13 protein-coding genes are annotated in these 16,745 nt (G+C 43.7%); 8 read left to right on the forward strand and 5 right to left on the reverse strand.

Translation table 11 applies throughout. The features are described from left to right. Nucleotides 1-97: 97 nt before the first annotated feature. Nucleotides 98-292 carry a hypothetical protein gene (locus MKX59_RS10505; RefSeq protein ID WP_013310963.1) on the reverse strand — a complete coding sequence of 65 codons (195 nt, stop codon included), beginning with the start codon at nucleotides 290-292 and terminating at the stop codon, nucleotides 98-100. Nucleotides 293-432: 140 nt separating this feature from the next. On the opposite strand from MKX59_RS10505, the gene MKX59_RS10510 reads away from it, so the two are divergent. Continuing rightward, nucleotides 433-870 carry a NucA/NucB deoxyribonuclease domain-containing protein gene (locus MKX59_RS10510; protein WP_023989364.1) on the forward strand — a complete coding sequence of 146 codons (438 nt, stop codon included), beginning with the start codon at nucleotides 433-435 and terminating at the stop codon, nucleotides 868-870. Nucleotides 871-875: 5 nt separating this feature from the next. On the opposite strand, the gene MKX59_RS10515 is transcribed toward MKX59_RS10510, so the two are convergent. Further along, nucleotides 876-1,028, reverse strand: a complete 153-nt coding sequence (locus MKX59_RS10515; protein WP_023989363.1) for a hypothetical protein — start codon at nucleotides 1,026-1,028, stop codon at nucleotides 876-878. Nucleotides 1,029-1,142: 114 nt separating this feature from the next. Here MKX59_RS10515 and MKX59_RS10520 point away from each other — a divergent pair, with 114 nt between their 5' ends. The 7 genes from MKX59_RS10520 to MKX59_RS10550 all read left to right on the forward strand — a co-directional run bounded on the left by MKX59_RS10520 (nucleotide 1,143) and on the right by MKX59_RS10550 (nucleotide 11,693). After that, entirely contained in the window at nucleotides 1,143-2,963 is a 1,821-nt protein-coding gene (locus tag MKX59_RS10520; RefSeq protein WP_340858416.1) for a sensor histidine kinase, read from the forward strand. Then, on the forward strand, nucleotides 2,938-4,563 hold the full coding sequence (locus MKX59_RS10525) for a response regulator transcription factor (RefSeq protein WP_340858417.1): 1,626 nt from the start codon (nucleotides 2,938-2,940) through the stop codon (nucleotides 4,561-4,563). The genes MKX59_RS10520 and MKX59_RS10525 overlap by 26 nt, the downstream gene beginning before the upstream one ends. Nucleotides 4,564-4,699: 136 nt before the next feature. Continuing rightward, nucleotides 4,700-6,382: an extracellular solute-binding protein gene (locus MKX59_RS10530; RefSeq protein WP_028540528.1), complete on the forward strand. Its 1,683-nt coding sequence runs from the start codon at nucleotides 4,700-4,702 to the stop codon at nucleotides 6,380-6,382. Between the two features lie 243 nt (nucleotides 6,383-6,625). Further along, the gene (locus MKX59_RS10535; protein WP_025718416.1) at nucleotides 6,626-7,516 is read left to right on the forward strand and encodes an ABC transporter permease; all 891 of its coding nucleotides are present in this window, start codon (nucleotides 6,626-6,628) and stop codon (nucleotides 7,514-7,516) included. Nucleotides 7,517-7,543: 27 nt separating this feature from the next. After that, nucleotides 7,544-8,422 carry a carbohydrate ABC transporter permease gene (locus MKX59_RS10540; protein WP_023989359.1) on the forward strand — a complete coding sequence of 293 codons (879 nt, stop codon included), beginning with the start codon at nucleotides 7,544-7,546 and terminating at the stop codon, nucleotides 8,420-8,422. A 28-nt stretch (nucleotides 8,423-8,450) separates the two neighbouring features. Beyond that, nucleotides 8,451-10,538 carry a beta-galactosidase gene (locus MKX59_RS10545; RefSeq protein ID WP_340858418.1) on the forward strand — a complete coding sequence of 696 codons (2,088 nt, stop codon included), beginning with the start codon at nucleotides 8,451-8,453 and terminating at the stop codon, nucleotides 10,536-10,538. A 102-nt stretch (nucleotides 10,539-10,640) separates the two neighbouring features. Then, complete coding sequence (locus MKX59_RS10550) at nucleotides 10,641-11,693, forward strand: glycoside hydrolase family 53 protein (protein WP_075154426.1); 1,053 nt, start codon at nucleotides 10,641-10,643, stop codon at nucleotides 11,691-11,693. Nucleotides 11,694-11,789: 96 nt separating this feature from the next. On the opposite strand, the gene MKX59_RS10555 is transcribed toward MKX59_RS10550, so the two are convergent. The 3 genes from MKX59_RS10555 to MKX59_RS10565 form a co-directional block, all read right to left on the reverse strand. Next, the gene (locus tag MKX59_RS10555; protein ID WP_071558508.1) at nucleotides 11,790-13,553 is read right to left on the reverse strand and encodes a methyl-accepting chemotaxis protein; all 1,764 of its coding nucleotides are present in this window, start codon (nucleotides 13,551-13,553) and stop codon (nucleotides 11,790-11,792) included. A 325-nt stretch (nucleotides 13,554-13,878) separates the two neighbouring features. Then, a complete protein-coding gene (locus tag MKX59_RS10560) occupies nucleotides 13,879-14,838 on the reverse strand; it encodes an AEC family transporter (RefSeq protein WP_025718424.1) in 960 nt (319 codons plus the stop codon). Between the two features lie 98 nt (nucleotides 14,839-14,936). Next, nucleotides 14,937-16,655 (reverse strand): NAD-dependent malic enzyme, encoded by a 1,719-nt coding sequence (locus MKX59_RS10565; RefSeq protein ID WP_023989354.1) that lies wholly within the window; start codon nucleotides 16,653-16,655, stop codon nucleotides 14,937-14,939. Nucleotides 16,656-16,745 lie beyond the last annotated feature (90 nt).

Consider the following 16,745-nt stretch of genomic DNA (forward strand, 5'->3'; position numbering starts at 1 on the left):
TAAAGGTTTATTTTGGGGGATTCTGATCAGTCTTCTCCTGTGGTGTGCCTTGTTTGGGCTTGTCCGCTGGATGTCTCATTAAGTCGCTTCCTGTATCTTATACAATAACTCTTGCGACTGTATCCACGTCATTAACGGAAATCGTATATACGTGTTCGTCATCATAGAGCTTGAATTGCTGAGTTTCTTGGTCAGATAGGAGCTTAGGCCAGCCAATTACGGTACTTCCATTCAGTAATCGGATTACAACGGCTTGCATTTGGCTCACGGCCAGTTTGATCTCATCGTTCATTCGTACAACCTCCTCTCTATACTATTTGTCGTCGAATATTCAACCTTTTTTTATAGTCAGTAAGGGGTTACAAAAAATAAAATCCAGGGATTACCTTAGTTGAAGGCATCTACTGGAATAGCTTGAAGGGAAGAGGGAAATTGAAGAAAAAGTTGCTAAGTTTTATAGCTTTAGTGCTGCTAGCTTTGGGCGCGTACTGGTTTGAAGGAGGCAATCTTCTTACAAAAATGACAGGAGAGAACCCGCCTTCATCGGCTCAGGTTACGCTGCAATTCCCGTCAGGTCGCTACCCTGAAACGGCGCAGCATATTAAGGAAGCCATTCAGGCGGGAAAATCACCGGTATGCACAATTGACCGTGAAGGAGCCGAGCAAAATCGCAAGCATTCGCTTGCAGGTGTTCCCACTCGTAAAGGATACGATCGTGACGAATGGCCGATGGCTATGTGCTCAGAAGGTGGCAAAGGTGCAAATATCAAATACATAGCCCCTAAGGATAATCGTGGGGCAGGATCATGGGTCAGTCACCAATTGGATGAGTATGAGGATGGAACTCGTGTGAAATTTGTTGTGAAATAGTGCTATTACTTTTTATTACCTTGGGCTGTTTCCTGTCTGGCCTTAATCAACGCCAGAAAATCAAAAAAATCACCTAGTGTATTGAAGCCGGCACCTAAAATGGCCAAGTCTTCAGCGGATAGTTGGTTAAACCATTCCATTTGCTTAGCATCAAACATATTATCACCGCCAACCATTGATAATGTATAGTATGTACTGACGGCAACGAAGGTCAGGGCTCTGGCATACCATTTAAGTATGCTTGTTTTTTGTGCAGAGGATGTGTAGAACTCATGTTTAAATTTAATTTTTATACTAAAATCGTCTCCATCGTTATCGTATTGCTTATACCTATGCTGATCCTGTATGTCTATTCTAATCAGACAACGACAGGTGTATTACGTGAGGAGCTGAATCAATCTAATTATAATCAGCTGACTTTTTTTCAAAACCAGGTGAATACGAATATTGAAATGATCTCCTCTTGGCCGCATCTGCTGATTCATGATCCCGATGTAGCCAGTTTTCAAGCGATTTTTTTGAAGGACAAGGTTCTCAATCTGGATGGAATTAACCTTGTCAAACGGATCCAAACCAAGCTTGGGCTTCAGGAAAGCTCTTCTAATTGGAGAACCGGGCTGAGTATCTATTCTCCTTCGCTTGGACGGGTTGTATCGGAGAATGGAGCAGGTTTATATGACCAGAAAAAACTAAATCAGCTGATAAAAGACGGCTGGCAGGTATCCAAAAAAAGATCATACGGGAAGGACCAATTTATATTTTCATTGTATACATTATCCCCGTTTTCTTCACTTGGTAATCCAGAAACCGCTAACACGATTATTAAGGTTGAATTTGACAGCAGTAATATTCAGGACATGCTTGACCGCTTCAAAGGTGATGGTCGAAAGGAGCCTTTTTATTATAAAAAAGGCGTAGGAGTGATCTTTAATCGTACTGCAAATGAAGAGCTGTCTGGAAAGCTGATTTCTAAATTGGAAAAAATGGGACTCCATGAAGTTGATAATCTGACTGTGAAAATTGGAGAAGAAAGCTACCTGGTTCATGCCGTTCTTTCGCAAACGACTGGTTGGTATTTGATTGATTACATGCCTTTGTCCGATATGATGTCTCCGATTTACTCATCGAATCGACTGTTTTATATAACTGTTGTTGGCTCGCTGCTGGTAGGCTTGATTGGTGCTTACTTGCTTCATTCACAGGTACAAGTGCCGATTCTTCAGCTTGTGCGGGCATTTCGGAGATTAAAGGATGGAGACTATGCTGTTCGATTAAGTCTAAGGGGGAGTCACGAGTTTGCTTTCCTGTCTAGTCAATTTAATCTGATGGTCGAACAGATTCAGGAGCTGTTTGAGAAGGTGTATGTTGAGCAGCTACATGTCAAGGAAGCGCGACTAAAGCAGCTCCAGTCACAAATCAATCCGCATTTTTTTTATAATTGTTTTTCGTTTATTACAAGTATGGCAAAGCTGCGCAATCATGAGGCGGTTGTAGCCATGGCTCAAAATTTATCCAGGTATTATCGGTATACGACAAGACAGGAGCGGGATTTGGTTCCATTGTCAGAGGAAGTCGAGTTTGTTCAATATTATTTGAACATACAGCAGATGCGTATGCCAAGGCTAACGTTTTTAATTCATGTTTCTTCACAAGCCAGCAGTCTGCTGATTCCGCCGCTTGTAGTGCAGCCACTGGTGGAAAATGCGGTGCTGCACGGGATAGAGCCTCAAGCGGAGGGTGGTATAATTCATATTTTAACCGAGCGTGTTGGCTCGTATATGTACCTGATTGTGGATGATAACGGACTCGGTTTGAGTAGAGAGGCTATAACTGCCCTGACATCAACGCTTGACAAGCCTGTGGAAGAGGATCATGGATACGGTTTGTGGAATGTGCATCAACGCATGCGATTACATTTTGGGGAAGATGCAGGACTGGAATTCTCTTTGTCTCCATTGGGAGGATTGCGTGCAGTTTTAAAATGGTCGATCTCAACAGAAGCAGAGCATGCGAATGGTTTAATTGAGCCTTCGCCAAATTCGAATATAGTTAAAACGGAGGGACCAGATGGTTCAGATATTACTAGTAGATGATGAGAGTTATGTAACAGAAAGTCTGGCAGCTACCATTCCGTGGGAGACGCTAGGCATCGAGAGGGTTCATCAAGCGGCTTCCGCATTAGCAGCGGTGGATGTGCTGGAAGCGTACGATATTGATATTCTGGTTACGGATATTCGTATGCCTGGCATGACGGGACTGGAGTTGATTGTTGAGGTAAACGAACGATGGCCACATATCCGAAGTTTGTTACTGACAGGCTATGCCGATTTTGAATATGCTAAAAAAGCGCTCCAGCTTAAGGCTTTTGATTACATTTTAAAGCCGGTGGATGATGAAGAGTTTATCAAATGTGTGTCAGCTGCCATGGATTCGCTAAAGGAAGAATGGGAAGCATTTGACAAGGTTCATCAATTACAATATAGCCGCAGAAACGATTTTGGTGTACTGCGGACCCATTTGATGCATGATTTGCTACTCGGGCGTGATTTGCCAGTACCAAAAATAGAGAGCAAAATGTCTGAGTACGAAATCAAGCTACGCACGGGACATCCTGCCAGTATGCTGCTTATTCAGCTAGGGAAGCATTTTTCTGATATGGACTATCATTCAGTGTCCTTAATTGAGTATGCGATTGGAAATATTGCCGAAGAAGTGTTCGCACCTGATTTTCACGTTTGGCATTGCAAAGCGCCGCATGATTGCTTAATTGTATTAATAGAAGGGAATTGGAATTCATTTCCTGAACGGAGTGCGGATGAGCAGAATCGTTTTTTGAGTGCGGCGATTGAGACCTTTCGAAAAAATGTGAGCAATTACTTGAAAGGGGAAATTTACGTTGCATTAACCGGATGGTTTAATTTTCCAGAGGAGCTGCCTAAGCTATATCAGACAGCGATTAGATCCTTATACTGGAACCATCAGGAGGAGACGGATACACTGCTATTCATAGAAGAACAGACAGAACAGCTACACAGCTCAGTTAAGTCACTGGAGGGGCTTTATATGCACCCTACGCTTACTCATCTGCTAGAGTCCAGGCAATGGGAAGAGGCCGAAGCGAAAGTGAGCCGTGTATTTGGAAAAATGGAAGAGGTGGGATACACACGCGAGCATTTATATGAGCTGTTTATTTCGGTGACGAGCGCCTTTATGTATACAGCGCACAAACAAGGACGTTTCATTACACAGATGGATCAAGTAGGCTTCGATCCGTTACATGCGCAGAAAATGGTTCATTCGTTCCCTCACCTCAAAGAGTGGATACTTTCCATGATGAACAAACTTAAATCTGAATGGTCCGCAAGCGAGCAAAGCGCTAAAAGCTATGTGGTCAAGCAGGTTCAGGAGCTCATCTCCCAGGATAAAGGTCAGGAGCTGTCTGTTAAGACGATTGCCGATCAGGTTTATCTTCATCCAGTCTATCTGTCTAAAATTTATAAAGCTGAAACCGGAGAAGGTTTGGGTGACTATATTATCCGAATGAGAATGGAGCGGGCTCTTTATTTGCTTAAATATTCCAACAAAAAAATATACGAAATTACGACGGAACTGGGCTATCAGAATCCCCAATATTTCAGTAAGATGTTCAAAAAGCATTACGGAATGACTCCGCATGAATTTCGGGACCAGTAAAGATGGGACCAGTAAGGACGAAACCAGCAAAGATCAGTTGGGAAAGGTGCAGAAATATTTATTTTGTGACATAGGCTGCGAAGAAAAGCCCTCTTATAATAAAATAGTAGAAAATGATTTTTAGAGGGGGAACAATATGCGAGTTCATTCGAAAAAAAAGTTGCTGTCGTTGCTCGCCGCAACTATGGTATTAGGAGTTGGCCTTGTGGGCTGCTCAGGAGCAGGAAATGGTGGGAATGCGGACAGCACAGCTAAAACTGAAAACGTATACAAAGAAAAATACAATCCGGAAGTCACAATTTCCACGGTATGGGGTGTAGATCCCGCCTTAAAATTTAAAAATGGTGAATCTATCGAAAATAACATTGCGACAAAATGGGCTAAAGAGAAATTCGGTATTAATATCAAATCACTCTGGTCCGTCACAGATACGAATGGTGCATTTGCTACGAAGCTGCGATTGGCTATGTCCTCCGGTCAGGAGATGCCAGACGTGGTTGTATTGGGGACGGAGAATGAGCAACTGGCACAGGACATGATTGATTCCGGTATGTTTGCAGAGGCTGGTCCGTTGTTTGACAAGTACGCTTCGGATTCCTGGAAGCAGGCGATGAATCAGGATACGAACGTATGGAATCAGTATAGCCGAGATGGCAAAAAAATGGGCATTCCTGTGCTTGATTTTGCCTATAACCATGATTATGTATTGTGGGTACGACAAGATTGGTTGGATAAGCTGGGTATGAAGGCTCCAGAGACGATGGATGACTTGGAAAAAGTGATGGATGCCTTTAAAAATAAAAATCCGGACGGACTGGCTCCGAACAAAGTGATTCCGCTCAGCATCGGTTTCAAAACATCCATGAACACTTGGATGGGTGACCCGTCCTGGATTTTCGGGGCATATGGCACACTACCTCAGCAGTGGAACAAAGGCACGAATGGCAGTTTGGAATATGGCTCCGTGCAGCCTGGTATGAAGCCGGGTTTGCAAAAGCTGAGCGAGTGGCTCAAAAAGGGATATATTCCTCAGGAAGCAGCATTGTGGGATGAAAATAAAACGTCAGAACCTACAGTCGCAGGAACAGCCGGTATGATTCCTGGACCATATTGGATGAGCGGCTGGCCGCTTCAGGATACAGTCAAAAATGCGCCGGGTGCCGTGTGGAAGCCGATCAAGATTCCAGCGGGTCCTGACAACAAAGCCATGCGCCACGGAACGCAATATACCAATGGTGTTGTACTAATCAACAAACAAATGCAGCATCCTGAAGCTTTTTTCACTTATCAAAATTATTTGTTTGACCATTATGCTAATGCCAAACCGGACGGCGATTTGTCGAATGGGCTGTTTAAGGGCTACGATTATGATTTGGATGCGGGCGGAAAGCTAATGTCTATCGATAAAATACCAGGCGGTTATGTAAACTCTTTTCGTTATTTGTTGGTTCGTGATGGTGCGCGTATACCTGATGCCCAAATGAAGGCTTTGTTAAGTTTGGCTAATGGCGCAGAACCGAAGACCCGTCTGGAGAAAGATGTAATGGTGAACTACGGGAAAGACACTCCCGCAGCTGCCAAAGTGCTTATGGAACAGAAGGATATCTCCATGAAAGATCAGTTCACGGGACCTACTACGCCAACCATGAAGGCTAAAAAGGACTATCTGGATAAGATTGAAAGTCAGACCTTCAATGAAATTATTTATGGCAAGCAGCCGATCTCTGCTTTTGATACCTTTGTACAGACGTGGAAAACAGCTGGTGGCGAACAAATTACAAATGAAGTAAACGAATGGTATAAAAGCGTCGAAAAGTAAAATCATGATGTTGTAATAGTTAGGAGGGCTGTCCCAAGGTGGACAGCCTTTTTACTACAGCTTTATCAGGATTGAGTAGAAATGAATGCGCTATTATGACGTGTGTGAAAAAAAATTTCATTCGTTTGGCGAACTTAAAAAATGATTGCTTTTGTGCCATGTATGTTGGTTTTTTGAACTGTTGGGACAGCGAAAACGCTTTTATAATTGAAGTATACCATGAGAGTTACAGGAGGAACTGCAATGAGAAGTCTGCAACGTACGTGGCCATTTCATATCATGCTGCTGCCAGCCATCATTTTCTTAATTGTATTCAGCTACATTCCGATGGGCGGCATCGTGATGGCCTTTCAAAATTACAAACCTTGGCTAGGCATAACTGGTTCCGAGTGGGTTGGACTGGATAACTTCCGCTTTTTGTTTCAACGGGAGGACAGTCTTCAAGTCGTCTGGAATACACTAATTATTGCTGTGTTAAAGATGTTTTTCAATCTGGTGGTTCCGTTTGTTTTTGCTATACTGCTGAATGAAATTCGCAAGGTCGGCCTTCAGCGATCCATTCAGACACTGGTTTATCTGCCACACTTTCTTTCGTGGGTCATCTTGGGCGGAATTCTGATTGACCTGTTGGCTACAGATGGATTTATGAATCGTATTCTCGGTAGTTTCGGGATCCAGCCTATCTTTTTTCTGGGAGAAAATAACTGGTTTCGGTTTACTGTCATTGTATCGGATATATGGAAGGAGTTCGGATACAACACCATCGTATTTCTTGCTGCACTGGCGGGTATTAATCCTTCGTTGTATGAGGCTTCTGAAATGGATGGAGCGAGCCGCTGGAGACAGACGCTGCACATCACTGTACCTTCGTTAATTCCGATGGTAGTCGTTGTTGGAACGCTTGCACTTGGCAATGTACTGAATGCCGGTTTTGACCAGATTTTCAACCTTTATAATCCGCTGGTTTACCAAAAAGGCGATATTATTGATACATTCGTCTACCGGACAGCGTTAATCAATGGGGAAATGGGCTTTGCCACCGCAATCGGCTTGTTCAAATCCGTTATCAGTATGATTCTCATTCTGATATCTTATCGACTTGCTTACAAATGGGCAGGTTACCGCATATTTTGATTCCACGAGGCTGAAAGAGGGAGAGTCATGTATCATAAAACAACGCCATATCGCATCTTCAATGTGTTTAACATTTGCTTGCTTGTGATTTTGTCCATCATGTGTATCGTTCCGCTGATTCATGTGTTGGCGGTATCATTTAGTGCTAAATCAGCAGCAGATGCCAATCTGGTTGGGCTGTGGCCGGTGCAATTTTCATTAGAAGCCTATAAGAAGACGATGAATAACCCGATTTTTCTGCACTCTATCTGGATTTCTGTCTGTCGGACTGTATTGGGAACCGGCTTAACATTGCTTATTACCTTTTTAGCTGCTTATCCACTTTCAAAGGAAACATCTGTGTTCCGTAGCAGAAACGTATATTCATGGTTGTTCGTATTCAGCATGATTTTTAACGGTGGTCTGGTTCCATTCTATATGGTTATTCAAAAGATCCATCTTATGGACAGCTTCTGGGTACTTGTTTTGCCAGGAGCGGTCAACACATTTCTGGTCATCCTTATGTTGAACTTTTTTAGAGGAATTCCTAAAGAGATGGAAGAGGCCGCATTGATCGACGGAGCAGGACATTTTCGGACATTGTTTAGTATCTTTTTACCGATATCCCTGCCTTCCATTGCCACGATTGCGCTGTTTAGTATGGTATTTCATTGGAACTCCTGGTTTGACGGTCTGCTCTATTTGAGCAATGCAAAGGACTATCCGCTGGCGACGTTCCTGCAAACTGTAATTATTCAGAAGGACATGAGTTCCATGAGCATGAGTCCCAAAGAGATGGAATTACTTTCTCAAACGACGGTTAATGCTGCGCAAATTTTCATTGGTGCAGCGCCTATTCTCATTGTATATCCATTTTTACAAAAGTATTTTGTTAAAGGTATGACGCTAGGTTCCGTCAAAGAGTAACAGAATTCATAGAAGGAGATGATTTGTAGTGACGAATCAAAACATAATCAAGTACCCTCCCATTAGTGAGCGAGTTCCACGTATGCTGCATGGCGCGGACTATAACCCGGAGCAATGGCAGCATTACCCTGACGTGTTAGCGGAGGATATCCGTCTAATGAAACTAGCCAAATGCAACGTGATGTCTGTCGGTATTTTCTCATGGGTTTCATTGGAGCCTGAGGAAGGTGTATTTACGTTTGAGTGGCTGGATCGTATTCTGGATTCGTTTGCTGAGAACGGAATCTATGCTTTTTTGGCCACTCCTAGTGGAGCAAGACCAGCCTGGATGTCACAAAAATATCCTGAGGTGCTGCGTGTGGAGGCTAACCGTGTCCGTAACCTGCACGGGTTTCGCCATAATCACTGTTCTACATCGCCTGTTTACCGGGAAAAAGTACGTATCATGAATACGAAGCTGGCCGAGCGTTATGCTAACCATCCTGCTGTGATTGGCTGGCATATTTCCAATGAATTTGGTGGAGATTGCCACTGTGATTATTGTCAGGAGGCATTTCGCGCTTGGGTCGAGGATAAATACGGTACGCTGGACAAGCTTAATCACGCATGGTGGACGACCTTTTGGAGTCATACGATTACGGATTGGAGCCAAGTTGAGTCCCCGGCACCTCACGGTGAAACACAGGTCCATGCCCTGAATTTGGACTGGAGACGGTTTGTGACCGATCAGACCGCAGATTTTATCAAACATGAGATTGTGCCGCTCAAGGCTGCAAATCCAGCAATTCCGGTCACAACCAATTTAATGGAGTTTTTTGAAGGGTTGAATTACTGGAAGTTTGCTGATCTGCTCGATGTTATATCCTGGGATAGTTACCCAACGTGGCATGACCGTGAGGGAGATGATAGCCGTCAGGCTGCTAAAGTGGCCATGATGCACGATATTATTCGTTCAATCAAGGGAGGCAAGCCTTGGATGCTCATGGAGAGTACGCCGAGTTTGACGAACTGGCAAGACGTAAGCAAGCTGAAGCGACCAGGAATGCATCTGCTATCGTCTTTACAGGCTGTGGCACACGGGTCAGACACCGTTCAATATTTTCAGTGGCGGAAAAGCCGCGGTTCGAGTGAAAAGCTGCATGGTGCGGTTGTCGATCATGTCGGACATGAGCACACTCGTGTATTTGGAGATGTGACAGAGGTCGGTAATGCGCTGGAAAAACTGGAGGAGGTTATCGGTACATCGGTACCGGCGGAGGCCGCAGTCATTTTTGACTGGGAGAACCGTTGGGGAATCAACGATTCACAGGGACCACGCAACAAGGGTGTGAAATATGAGGAGACAGCTGAAGCGCATTATTTGGCACTTTGGGAGCAGGGAGTGCCCGTAGATGTCATTCATATGGATGCAGATTTCTCCAAATACAAACTTTTGGTAGCTCCGATGTTGTATATGGTCCGCAGCGGTGTGGGGGAACGTATACAGAAGTTTGTTGAAAACGGTGGCGTTTTCGTAGCAACCTATTGGTCTGGTATTGTAGATGAACATGATTTGTGCTTCCTTGGAGGCTTTCCGGGCCCGCTTCGTAAGACGCTGGGGATCTGGTCGGAAGAGATTGACGGATTGCATGATCATGACCGTAATCACATTTTGCCGCTTGAAGGCAATGAGCTGGATCTGCAAGGGGAGTATGAAGCTGTAGAATTGTGTGATCTCATTCATACGGAGGGTGCAGAGGTACTGGCTGTGTACGGCTCAGACTTTTATGCAGGACGCCCGGCTTTGACGGTGAACCGTTTGGGAGAAGGAAAGGCTTATTACATCGCGTCACGCAACACCGGACTGTTCCACAGTCATTTTTACAGAAGTTTAATTGATAATGCAGGAATCAGTAAAGCGCTCAATGTGAAGTTGCCTCATGGAGTGAATACGGCGATTCGTACCGATGGGGTTCATGATTATATTTTTATACTAAATTTCACGCATGAGCCGCAAAAGATTACGTTGGATGGACGAACTTATGCGGATATGCTTGAAAATCATGCGATAGAAGACGGTAGCGTTCAATTGGATGCCTACACTGTTAAGGTTTTAAAGACAGAGCGTAATAAATAGAACATGATATTAAAATGTGATCTCTGTCGTTTTCCCGAGTGAGGGAACTGGTAGATTGGTCAGAGGCAATGAGAAGTATACAATTCGGATGGGAGATGACTTATGAAAACAGGTAACCGCACGATGGTATTTGCGATGTTGATCTTACTTTCCAGCTTATTGTATCCGTTCGGCTCTGTAGGGTTGGGTGCGGCTTCGGCCGCCCCTGCTTTCGCCAAAGGAGCAGATATAAGCTGGGTAGCAGGAATGGAAGCGCAAGGTATGACTTGGAAGGATAAAAAGGGTGTTCGTCGAGATATACTGCAAATTTTGCGAGATGACTATCAGATCAACTCGGTACGTATCCGTGTGTGGGTAAACCCCGACATGAAAGATTATGCAAGCGGATACATGAATGCCGAAAAGGCAGCAGAACTGGCGCAGCGAGCTAAAAAATTGGGTATGAGCGTTATGCTGACTCTACATTATAGTGATTCCTGGGCAGATCCAGGGCAACAGAACAAACCTTATGCGTGGCGCAATTTTACATTTACACAACTCATGGATGCAGTCTGGTCTCATACGGTTTATGTTATGAACACGATGAAAAGCAAGGGGGTAACACCGGACTGGGTGCAGATCGGTAATGAGACGAACAATGGAATGCTCTGGGAAGACGGCAAAGCTTCGGTGAACATGAAAAACTATGCCTGGCTCGTCAATACAGGTAATAATGCTGTAAAATCGGTAAGCAGCAGTACTAAAACGATAGTACATTTAGCCAACGGGGATAACGGTTCCGTGTTGAACTGGAATATCGGCGGACTGATTGATAATGGAGCTCAGTTTGATCTCATCGGGCTGTCTCTGTATCCGTCTCCTTCTGACTGGCAGGGCAAGGTGGATCAGACGATTACGAATGCCAATAACCTCATTGCCAAATACGGTAAAGGTATTGTCATCAGTGAAATCGGGATGGAATATAACGAACCTGCAGCTTCCAAGGCATTTATTTCTGCAATCAAAACAAAGGTTCGGAACATGGGAGGCGGCAAAGGCACAGGGGTATTTTATTGGGAGCCGGCTGCAACTCCAGGTTACAATCAAGGTTATAACAAAGGTGCTTGGCAGGCTGACGGTAAACCAACCTCAGCTTTGGAGGGATTTGTAAATTAAGAAGTATGTAAGAGTATATCAAAGAACCTCTAGTTCGCTTTCTATGCAGACTAGAGGTTCTTTATTGTTATCTTGAGTTAGTTGGAAGTTATAAAATTAGGCTTCCCGGTTCACCTTGAAGAACGAAATGAGCTCTTCCAGCTCCCCGGACATCAATGTAAGCTTGTCAGAAGCTTGGACAATAGAAGCCATAGACTCAGCCTGTTCTCCAATGGTATGCTCGATTTGTTTGCTGCTGCCGACTGTTTTGCTAACTGTCGAAGACAGCTCGTCAGAGGTAGCTGACATTTCCTGCGTGCTGGCCGAGATCTGCTCCGTTGCGCTGGATACCTCCTGAATTTGTGACGACACTTTATTAGACGCATCTAAAATTTCAGAGAACATTTCGCCTGTCTGCTTCGTAACTTCCAGCCCAATGTGAACTTCTTTTGTACCAAGGCTGATGCCTTTTACAGTCTGCTCAATTTCTCTTTGGATTTCTTCAATGAGCTCTGCAATTTGTTTGGCAGACTCTTGAGACTGTTCAGCCAAATTACGCACTTCTCCCGCTACGACTGCAAAACCTTTGCCCTCTTCACCGACTCTGGCAGCTTCGATAGAAGCGTTCAATGCAAGCAGATTCGTTTGACTGGCAATGCCTGTAATGATGCTGACGATATTACTGATTTCGTTAGAACGGTTCTGCAGCGCATTAACGGAATCAGCTGTACTTTCCATTGTAGTGGAGATGGAGTCCATTTGAGCGGAAAGCTTCTGGGCTACCTGATTGCCTTCAACGGAGCGTTTTTCCATAGAATAAGCTTGATCCGCTACGGAAGAGGAGCTTTCGGCAATCGTTTGGATAACTGTCGACATTTCATTCATAGATCTGGAACTTTCAAGTGCTGCGTGATCCTGAGCTTCAAGTCCCTGGGTTATTTCCTGAATATTGCTGTTAATGACGTTCGTATTCGTACTGTTTTTCTCGCTAATGCTTAATAATTCCTGGGCAGATCCCGTAACCTCTTGTGTCGTATCCTGTACTTTCACCATTGTATCGTTAAGGCGTTTGATCATAGAATTAAATTTTTGATTGATAATGCCAAGGTCGTCCTCGCCTGTCTTGATTTTTACATTCAGATTCCCCTCGCTGACTTCTTCAATGCCCTTCATCAGGCTACGAATCGGGGAGAGGGTACGTTTTACCAGTAAATATTGGACCGTTAAGAAGATCGCAAGGAACAGAATGAGCAATGAAACACCATATACAAGCAATTTATGAAGTCCGTTAGGTACAGAGCTCGCGTCTACGTCAAAGTATATCGCACTTGTGATTTTACCGCTTTCATCTGTAATTGGGTAAACAATGGTCGTCCATGTACCAAAATCGTCAGTATAAAAGCTGCTAAACGCTGAGTCTTTAGATTGAAGCATTTTATTTACACCTTGTACATTTTCGTCTGGAAGAGTGTACATATCCCCAATATTCATCTTCGAGTCTTGGAAAGCTTGGACTAAATTTGTGGGAACGCCAATAATGGAAGTTTGATTTCCTTCTGTTAGTTCTGTGCCAAATATGTAAGCTTGGGCAACATTAGGATAAAATGTGTGGATAGAATCTAGGAATTTGCGTAAATCCTGTTGAGCAGAACCGTTATAATCTTTTTCGCTTAATGCTTGTTGTACTTTTGTTTTGTCAACATCTTCTGCCCATTTTTTAGTCAATACTTTAACTTGGTCTTGCAGCTGCGTGGTGAGAATATTCTTTTGAAGTATATAGCTGGATGTGATGAGAATAGCACCTATTAATACGATGTTAAGAAAAGAGATTAATAGATTTTTACCAAAAAAGGACATAGTTCTCCACTTCAAGTTTTTCACGTTTTCTTCTCCTTTGAATTAGCAATTTAGTTTCATATACAACCTACCCCATATATATTTCGACAATTTGCTTTCTAAATGTTAGGTATTTATTAAAAGGGAGAGTAGAAGGTTATTCAAAAAGAACGGCGGCCCCTAGTGAATGAAACGATGGGACCGCCGCTTGTCGGCAAAACTGGATTTTATGTTGTTTTTCCAACTCAATTCTTACTAAATCACTTTATTGTTCGAACAATATTTAAAAAATAAGATAAATGAGAGCAAACGGGTATACTTTATACCTATAAATACCTGGATTGCATTGAGGGTTCTTAAGTTTCTGTTCCTATAAAAGAAGTGAAATGAGTAAGGGTAGTGAAATGAGCGATAAGACTGAGCTAATAACAAATGCAGATGCAGCTTCCGTTTCCAGTGTTTCATAACGGGTAGCAATCATAGCGGCCACAGCCGAGCCGGGAAAAGCGACAAGCAGTACGGCTTTGGTTACATCCTCATGGGATAGTCCTATCAGAACAGCAATACCGAGCATAACAATAGGCATCACGATGGCTTTCAGTACAGCGATGCTAAGTGCTTTTGGACTGAACGTAATCTTTTTGATACCAATGGTTACCCCGATGGCAAATAGGGCTGTACCAGCAGTAATATTGCCGATTTGATCAAACATGGATTGTAAAAGTTTCGGAGCGTGGAATCCACATAGAGTCAATACGACACCAAACAAGGGTACGCAGGCAAGCGGCTCGCTGAGTCCATGAAGGACTGATTTCATAGTGACTTTAAATAAGTTGCCTTTAGTGCCGTCAGATTCTGTTGTTTTGCGCTGACCGACCGTTCCCAAAATACTTGCAAGCGGATCAAGAATGGCATTAACGACGATCCCAGTAATCGCAATAGGGATGGCGACTGCCGCACTTCCGAACAAGCTTCCCAGAACCGGAATTCCCATGAATGCGAAAGAAGGCTGTGTTGAATTCAATGCGAACATGGAGGATTCAGTCAGGCCTTTTTTGGCAATTAAGCGATAAACAATGAGCAATACAATATAAAAGCCGATTACACCAAGTAGCAAAGCCACAAGAAAGGGCCACTTTTGAATCAATGTCTCTCTTGGTGTCGTCGTAATACCAATAAACAAGTGTGCAGGTAGAGCAAACTTCGTCACGAGTGTATTTAATCCCTTAGAAGAAGCAGGGTTAAAAGCCTTAAACAATCCTGCGAAATAACCAATTAAAATGACAAAGAAAATAGGAATTAAGATAATAAAAATATGACCTGTAGCCATGATGTCGCCTCCAATGAAGATGTCCGCCAAAAAAGGCGGACATCAGTTAAATAATCACTTTGCGTATGCAAGTACAAATTTGATGTTGTCGCTATTTTTTAAACCAGGACCGCTTCCTGACCATATTGTTTGATTGGTTTATATTTGCAGTCCCACATCGCATCTCGAACCGCTTGTGCGATATCGTCCGGTTGATGACGCGCTACTCCATCCTGAACTGCTGCCTTGGCCACAGCCACGGCTACCGCTTCAGATACTTCGCGTAATTCATTGATTTTTGGCAGCAGGGAAGCACCAGGCTGCGACAAATCAACCATTTGAGCTACTGCATGGGCAGCTGCTGCAAACATGCTATCTGTTATAATTTTGGATTTTACCACGATTGCGCCAAGACCAAGACCCGGGAACACGAAAGCATTGTTGGATTGCCCAATTTCAAACTTAATATTGTTATAGATCACCGGCTCAAAAGGACTTCCTGTTGCAATGAGGGCTTTTCCTTCGGTCCAGTGGATCAAATCTTGCGGAGTTGCTTCTGCCAGTGGAGTCGGGTTGGACATAGGCATAATAATAGGACGTTCTGTATGTTTGGCCATTTCTTTAACGATTTCCTCACTAAATGCCCCAGTAACACCAGAAGTACCGATCATAATCGTCGGTTTTACGCGGCGAATGACTTCAAGCAGTGGAATTTTGCCATCCTCAGCATGTTCCCAGTCGCGGCATTCTGCAACATCACGCACATAAGGGACTTGGAATGGAAAAAGTCCTTCTGTTTCGTTGGTAAGCAGGCCGCGGTAATCATAAGCCCAGAAGTTACGTCTTGCTTCTGCTTCTGACAGTCCTTCCAGCATCATGGCTGCGCTAATTTGGTCTGCATTGCCGATTCCAGCAGCTCCTGGGCCAAAGACTAGAACCCGATGCTTGCTCAGTGGGATTCCGGACAATTGAACACCGGACATTACACCTGCGAGCGTAACCGCTCCAGTACCTTGAATATCGTCATTAAAAGTCAAAATACTATTTCCGTATTTATTGATAATGTTCCGTGCGTTGACATTGCCGAGATCTTCCCAGTGCAGCAGGGCATTCGGGAAAAAGGAAAGTGCAGCTTGAACATAAGTGTCAATAAATTGGTCATATTGTTCTCCACGTACACGTTTATGACGATTCCCCATATATAAAGGATCTTCCAATAGCTTCTCGTTGTTTGTACCTGCATCAAGAACAACTGCCAGTACTCGGCTAGGATCTATACCAGCAGCAGCAGTATACACAGCAAGCTTACCAATAGAGATATTAATACCTCCGACTCCCCAGTCCCCGATTCCCAAAATACTCTCGGAATCTGTGGCTACGATCAGGTCGATATCATCAGGGTCTAGGTTCAAATTCTTAAAAGCCTCTCCAATACCCGCCAGATTATCAATAGATAAATACATACCACCAGGTTTGTGATATTCATGACTGTATTCCTGTATAGCCTGGCCTACTGTTGGTGTATAAACAATCGGGAGCATTTCGCTTAGGTGCTCAGAGAGCAAACGATAATAAAGGACCGTATTCCGGTTAAAAAGATCATTTAACGCAACATTTTTACGCAAATTATCCGGTTGGCTCTGAAATTGCTCGTAAACCCGTTGAACCTGCTCCTCAATAGTTAATATCGTAGGAGGAAGGAGACCGTCAAGTCCAAGCTGTTTCCGTTCTTCCAGGGTAAAAGCTACTCCTTTATTCAGCAGTGGGTTGGCAAGTAGATCTTTTCCGGTTAATTTAGTTTCGATAGATCCGTCTTCCGTAAAATGAAAAGCACGCATTTCCAATTCCTTCTTTCTAAAAAATTACATTTAATTAATCCTTGAACAATTCGTGAACAAGTATACGCCTTATTTTAAACCAAGTGAACA

Source organism: Paenibacillus sp. FSL R7-0340, assembly GCF_038002205.1.
GTDB classification, from domain to species: domain Bacteria; phylum Bacillota; class Bacilli; order Paenibacillales; family Paenibacillaceae; genus Paenibacillus; species Paenibacillus polymyxa_B.

Coding starts and splice junctions, on each gene's coding strand:
- MKX59_RS10530 (WP_028540528.1), top strand. CDS start 4,700: ATGCGAGTTCATTCGAAAAAAAAGTTGCTGTCGTTGCTCGCCGCAACT.
- MKX59_RS10565 (WP_023989354.1), bottom strand. CDS start 16,655: ATGCGTGCTTTTCATTTTACGGAAGACGGATCTATCGAAACTAAATTA.
- MKX59_RS10535 (WP_025718416.1), top strand. CDS start 6,626: ATGAGAAGTCTGCAACGTACGTGGCCATTTCATATCATGCTGCTGCCA.
- MKX59_RS10540 (WP_023989359.1), top strand. CDS start 7,544: ATGTATCATAAAACAACGCCATATCGCATCTTCAATGTGTTTAACATT.
- MKX59_RS10525 (WP_340858417.1), top strand. CDS start 2,938: ATGGTTCAGATATTACTAGTAGATGATGAGAGTTATGTAACAGAAAGT.
- MKX59_RS10515 (WP_023989363.1), bottom strand. CDS start 1,028: ATGTTTGATGCTAAGCAAATGGAATGGTTTAACCAACTATCCGCTGAA.
- MKX59_RS10550 (WP_075154426.1), top strand. CDS start 10,641: ATGAAAACAGGTAACCGCACGATGGTATTTGCGATGTTGATCTTACTT.
- MKX59_RS10560 (WP_025718424.1), bottom strand. CDS start 14,838: ATGGCTACAGGTCATATTTTTATTATCTTAATTCCTATTTTCTTTGTC.
- MKX59_RS10520 (WP_340858416.1), top strand. CDS start 1,143: ATGTTTAAATTTAATTTTTATACTAAAATCGTCTCCATCGTTATCGTA.
- MKX59_RS10505 (WP_013310963.1), bottom strand. CDS start 292: ATGAACGATGAGATCAAACTGGCCGTGAGCCAAATGCAAGCCGTTGTA.